At 41.1% G+C, this 6,000-nt stretch carries 3 protein-coding genes; all 3 read right to left on the bottom strand.

From position 1 onward, the window contains the following. A partial coding sequence (locus ACYH9I_RS07625) for a hypothetical protein (RefSeq protein ID WP_483560099.1) occupies positions 1-1,342 on the bottom strand: 1,342 nt, incomplete at its 3' end. Between the two features lie 602 nt (positions 1,343-1,944). After that, positions 1,945-3,630, bottom strand: a complete 1,686-nt coding sequence (locus tag ACYH9I_RS07620) for a hypothetical protein (RefSeq protein ID WP_483560097.1) — start codon at positions 3,628-3,630, stop codon at positions 1,945-1,947. A 608-nt stretch (positions 3,631-4,238) separates the two neighbouring features. Next, positions 4,239-5,624, bottom strand: a complete 1,386-nt coding sequence (locus tag ACYH9I_RS07615) for a hypothetical protein (RefSeq protein ID WP_483560095.1) — start codon at positions 5,622-5,624, stop codon at positions 4,239-4,241. Between the last annotated feature and the right edge of the window lie 376 nt (positions 5,625-6,000).

Raw genomic sequence — 6,000 nt, 5'->3', positions numbered from 1 at the left:
CATTTACACAAGGGAATGAGGAAGATATACCACACTTCGCGTTAGTTAAATCCTTAATCTGTGACAATTGGTAACCTAAACTTCTACACCAAGATGCTTGGTTAGACTGTGTATCCTCTTTATCACCCCGATTGACGAACCACTGCCTCAACACAAATCCATACCGAACCTCATTACCACTACTATCCCTACCCACCAACTCAAAGGTCTGTGGCAAAGATGGCAACGGAGTAAGCGGACTAGGATTACTTGAGTTTATTTGAGTACTAGTTGCCCTAGGACCGCTTAATGTTACCTTCGTCCCACTTGGCGCCCAGTTGACTGTAGCTGTTATTCCACCACGAGAAACAGGAGACCACGTAAACCGACTTCCATCTATTCCTTCTGGTATCTCTAACTCAAAATACAACCCATCTGCCCCCGTTGTTGGGAAATTTTGGTCGTAAGATGATGAATCATCTGACTGAGTTAAAAAACCCTTATGAAAATCCCATATGTTAGCTGGGCCGGCGGAATCGGCTGAGCCATAAGAAGTAACCGGCCTTGCGTAATTCACAAAGTAACAAAGACCAGAACTATTGTCATACGGGTTGATATAATATATCACCGTCTGACTGCTAAAATCAGTCCTATTAGGAACCCCGTACCGTGTTTGTAAATATCCCGCTGAACTTCTTAAGGTTACCCTATAAGGACCCTTACATTTATCTAATGCATCACTACGACTTACTGCATTACCATTATTATCCGTAAATGATACCGATATATTCCCCGATGCGGTAACTCCATTTGTACCCTGACCATCACCATCATCATCACGCCAATAATTATACCTAGTGACCAAATCACTTATACTCACTGAATTCACTGATGATGGGATTAACATATCTATATCTCCCAGAGTATTCCCTGCATAAGGCAATCTTATTGGATTTGATACACTTGATATATTCGTAGACGGCATGATGACTTGGCCATCCTGCAACTTAATAGCCAACAAACTATCCGTTGAAGTAGCCCTTGTTTGGCCACCATCAAACGTTAAATACGGCGCACTACCCTCAATATACCTTGATGTAGACGCCGTTAATGCCATAGAGTACTGTGTATAAGGCAACAAAAACAATGGCACGAAGAACAACAATGATTTAGTTAATCTAAATAATCTAAGTAAGTTTGATAATTTAGATAGAAAAGATAAGCACCTCGATCTCGGTGATAAAAATAAGAATTGAGTCTGATTTAAACTACAGTAAAATTGAAAAAGATTTAGGGCGTAGGTTTGGCCGGTCAGCTGCCAGTTACCAATTGCCAAATAATGGTAGCGCATCTCAGTTATCATGTCAAGTAATCTTTTGTTTTATTTGGTTTTTTACAGTTAACCGCTCAACTAATGAGCATTCCCTTGCTTTAAAGCCGCTTAAATTATAATCGGCTGATTGATAATGGCCACTTTTTTTTGTTAAAATTTTGTAAATTTTTGTTAACGATGAGGTTGAACTATTATTGGTCGGTTTTGGGAAATGGTTTTGGTGGTGTTTTTTTGAATAAAAAAACATCAAAACAAAAAAATTAATAAAATCAATATATTTACCGACCTGTTTTAGTGAAAAATAAGCTTTTTTATTTCGGTGAATGGAATGGATTAGGGTTAGTGGTTTCGGGCGTTTTGACCTTTGGTGTATAAAATAACTATAATGACCACGCCCGAAACCTTTCCGTACTATAAATAGACCGCGAATTTAAACCGCCACAGCGTAATCACTAAGATTTTCAACCACGCTTTCAGCGTTGGCGGCGGGGGGAACGGCGCGATTGTAGCTTCACCTCAACAACGCAACCCTAAGGGATAGCCCCAAACTTACGCGGGGGCTTTATTCTTTGTTAGGTTATCCTCTATTTGCATCATCCCCCCCCCGCGGTCCAAGGCCTAAGAAATAAAAACTAAGGTGTGGAACAAAGACCATAAAAGCTGTCGCTGGCACTGAAACCGTTAATGTCGCCGAGGTCCCAAGCGACAGTGAAGCTATAACGACTTGATGCGTCACTTGTCCAATAGATGTTGTCGACAAAGCCCGCATCAGCGTAGTGGTAAAGGATGCCCCACTCCGTGAAAAAACCTGCACCTATGTGACGCTTGTAATGATTATTACTAGACGACGGCGTGGCACCTACTGCGCCTCGACACCAAAATCCTGAATGCCAACCAGAACAAACCGCATTAGTTAAATCCTTAACCTCTGGCGCACGATAACCCAAACGACTACACCAAGATATTTGGTCAGACTGACTAGCGTTTTTATTACCCCGATGGATGAACCACTGCTTTAACACAAATCCATATTTAACCACCACATTATTCCTACTATCCCTACCGACTAATTCAAACGTCTGTGGCAAAGGCAACGGAGTAAGCGGACTAGGATTATCTGACCCTATCAGAGTACTATCAGCACTAGGACCACTTAACTTAACACGTGCGACAACTTTTCCTCTATCAGCACCAGAAATCCATCTATCGCTAGGTGTAACACTTGTCACTGTAGCCGTTACTCCACCACGAGTGACCGGAGACCACGTCAACTGACTTACATCGACTCCACCTATGTCTAAATCAAAATACAATCCATCAGCACCTGTAGTTGGAAAGTTTCGGTCGTAAGATGATGAATCATTTGACTGAGTTAAAAAACCCTTTGTACGAGACCATATGTTAGATAGGCCGGTGAAATCGTCTGTGCCATATTTAAGATTCGGCCTTGCGTAACAAGCAACAGGACTACCATACGGATTGATATAATATGTCACCGTCTGACCGCTAAAATTAGTCCTATTAGGAACCCCGTACCGCGTTTGTAAATAACCATCAGTACTACTTAACATTACCCTATAAGGAGCATTACACATATCCAATACATCACTACGATTAACAGTATTCCCATCCTTATCCGTAAACCATACCGATATACTCCCTGATACACCATTTGCAGCCAGCTCATCTCCATCATCATCACGCCAATAATTATACCTAGTGACTAAATCATTTAAACTCACCCAACTCTCCGATGACGGAACCAATGTCTCTATATCACCCAAAGTACTACCTACATAAGGCAAAACTATTGGAGTTATTGAGCTTGATAGATTGGTTGACGGTGTGAACCTTGTGCCATCCCGCAACTTAATAAACAAGAAGTCATCCGTTGAGGTTGTCCTTGTCCGACCACCGTCAAACGTTAAATATGGCGCACTACCCTCAATATACCTTGATGTAGATGCCGTTAATGCCATAGAACTCTGTGTATATGACAACAAAAACAATGGCACGAAGAACAACCATAATTTAGTTAATCTAAATAATCTAAGTAAGTTTGGTAGTTTAGATAGACAAGGTAAGTGCCTCGGCCTTGTAGATAGCCCTGCCGATAAACTCGGCGAGTTCGCTAAGCTCGATAACTTCGGTGATAAAAATAAGAATTGAGTCTGATTTCGACTACAGTGAAATTGAAAAAGATTTAGAGCATAGGTTTGGCCGGCCAGTTGCCAGTTGCCAGTTGCCAGTTGCCAGTTGCCAGTTGCCAGTTGCCAGTTGCCAGTTGCCAAATAATGGTAGCGCATCTCAGTTATCATGTCAAGTAATCTTTTGTTTTATTTATATTTTTTACAATTAACCGCTCAACTAATGAGCATTCCCTTGCTTTAAAGCCGCTTAAATTATAATCGGCTGATTAATAATGGCTACTTTTTTTTGTTAAAATTTTGTAAATTTTTGTTAATGGTGAGATTGAGCTATTATTGGTCTGTTTTGGGAAATGGTTTTGGTGGTGTTTTTTGAATAAAAAATACCAAAACAAAAACATTAATAAAATCAATATATTTTCCGATCTGTTTTGGTGAAAAATAAGTTTTTTTATTTCGGTGAATGGAATGGATTGGGGTTAGTGGTTTCGGGCGTTTTAACCTTTGGTGTATAAAATAACTATAGTGACCACACCCGAAACCTTTCCGTACTATAAATAGACCACGAATTTAAACCGCCACAGCGTAATCACTAAGATTTCCAACCACGCTTTCAGCGTGGGCGGCGGGGGGGCGGCACGATTGTGGCTTCGCAGCAACAGCGCAGCCCTAAGGGGAAATGCCCCAACTTACGCGGGGCTTTATTCTTTGATAGATTATCCTCTATTTGTACCATAACCGCCCCCGCAACCCAAAGATTAAGGACTAAGATATAAAAGCTAAGGTGTGGTACAAACAGCATAGTAGTCGTCGAGGTAGTTATGGGTGCCGATGAAGCCGTAGTACGAGTCGACACCGAAGTATTTGCCATCTATTACGTCACTCGTCCAGTAGTAGTCGTTGACGATGCCAGCACCAGGGTAGGGGTACATGCAGCCCCACTCCGTGAAAAACCCAGCACCTATGTGACGCTGGTAATAATTACCAGATGAACGAGGAGTTGCGCCAGAAATAGGAAAAGGACTAGTTCTGACTGAATTGGTTAAATCACTTACCCTAGCAAGACGATAACCTAAACGACTACACCAAGATATTTGATGAGACGGTTGAGACTGTTCATAACCCCGATGGACGAACCACTGCTTTAACACAAATCCATACTTCACCTCATTACCACGGCTATCCCTACCCACCAACTCAAAGGTCTGCGGCAAAGATGGTACAGTTAAAGGACTAGGATTTGTTGAACTTATCTGAGAACTATCAGCCCTAGGACCTCTTAACGTTACCCGTGTTACATATTTTGATTTATCAGTAATCCATTCATCTTCGTATGCACCTCGGTTTGGCAGCCTCCAACTCACCGTTGCTCTTATACTACCATTCGTGACAACAGACCACGTCAACTGACTTGCATCAACCCCACCTATATCTAAATCAAAATACAACCCATCAGCACCCGTTGTCGGAAAGTTTCGATCGTAAGATGATGAACTCATTGACTGAACTAAAAAACCCTTAACAGGACTCCATATGTTGGCAGGACCTGCATAGCGAGGCCTATCATGAGGAATGATAGGGTTATTATTAGGAACGATAGTAGTACCACCATATAACAAATTCGGCTGTGCGTAACAAACACGAGGAACACCGTCATACGGATTAATATAATAATCCACCGTAGCCCCACTAAAACTACTACTCCTTGGCACCCCATACTGAGTAGTTAAACTTCCTTCTGTACTTACTAACCTTACCCTATAAGGAGCATTACATATATCCAATGCATCACTACGATTAACAGTATTGCCATCCTTATCCGTAAACGATACCGATATATTCCCCGATGAGGTAACACCACTTGTACCCTGTCCATCTCCATCATCATCTCCCCAATTACCCTGAACAACCAAATCATTTATACTAATTGAACTCTGTGACGACGGAACGACCATTTCTATATGACCTAAGTTACTCCCCACATACGGCAATATTATTGGATTTGCTGAACTTGATGGATTAGTTGATGGCGTAATAACTCGACCATCCTGTAACCTAATAGACAACAAACTGTCTGTGTCTGTTACCTTTGTCCGACCCCCATCAAAGGTTAAATATGGAGGAGTACCCTCAATATACTTTGATGTATATGTCGTTAATGCCATAGAGCCCTGTGTATATGATAATAAGAACAATGCCACGAAGAACAATGCGGATGTTGATAATAACGAGAATTTAGATAACAATTTGGAAATCGGCGATAGCCTTACCGATAAACTCGACGAGTTCAATAAGCTCGATAACTGCAACTTTGATACCCCAAAAGATACACCGAGTAATTACAATGCATAACAACCTACCTTTTAAATAAATTTTTTATGGGAATTTCAGGATTGTTACTTAACAATAAGGACTTTTGTCCGGACGAAAGATTGTATTCTGCCACAAAATAAAGAACAGCTTATTTTTGTAAAATTTTGTTAAGCGCATAAGGTTGAGCTTTGGTGGTGTGTTTTGGGGAATGGTTTTAGTGATGTTTTT

This window comes from Gilliamella sp. X-23 (assembly GCF_057063545.1).
The sequence above is the reverse complement of the archived record's forward strand: the minus strand, read 5'-3'. Positions and strand labels throughout refer to the sequence as shown.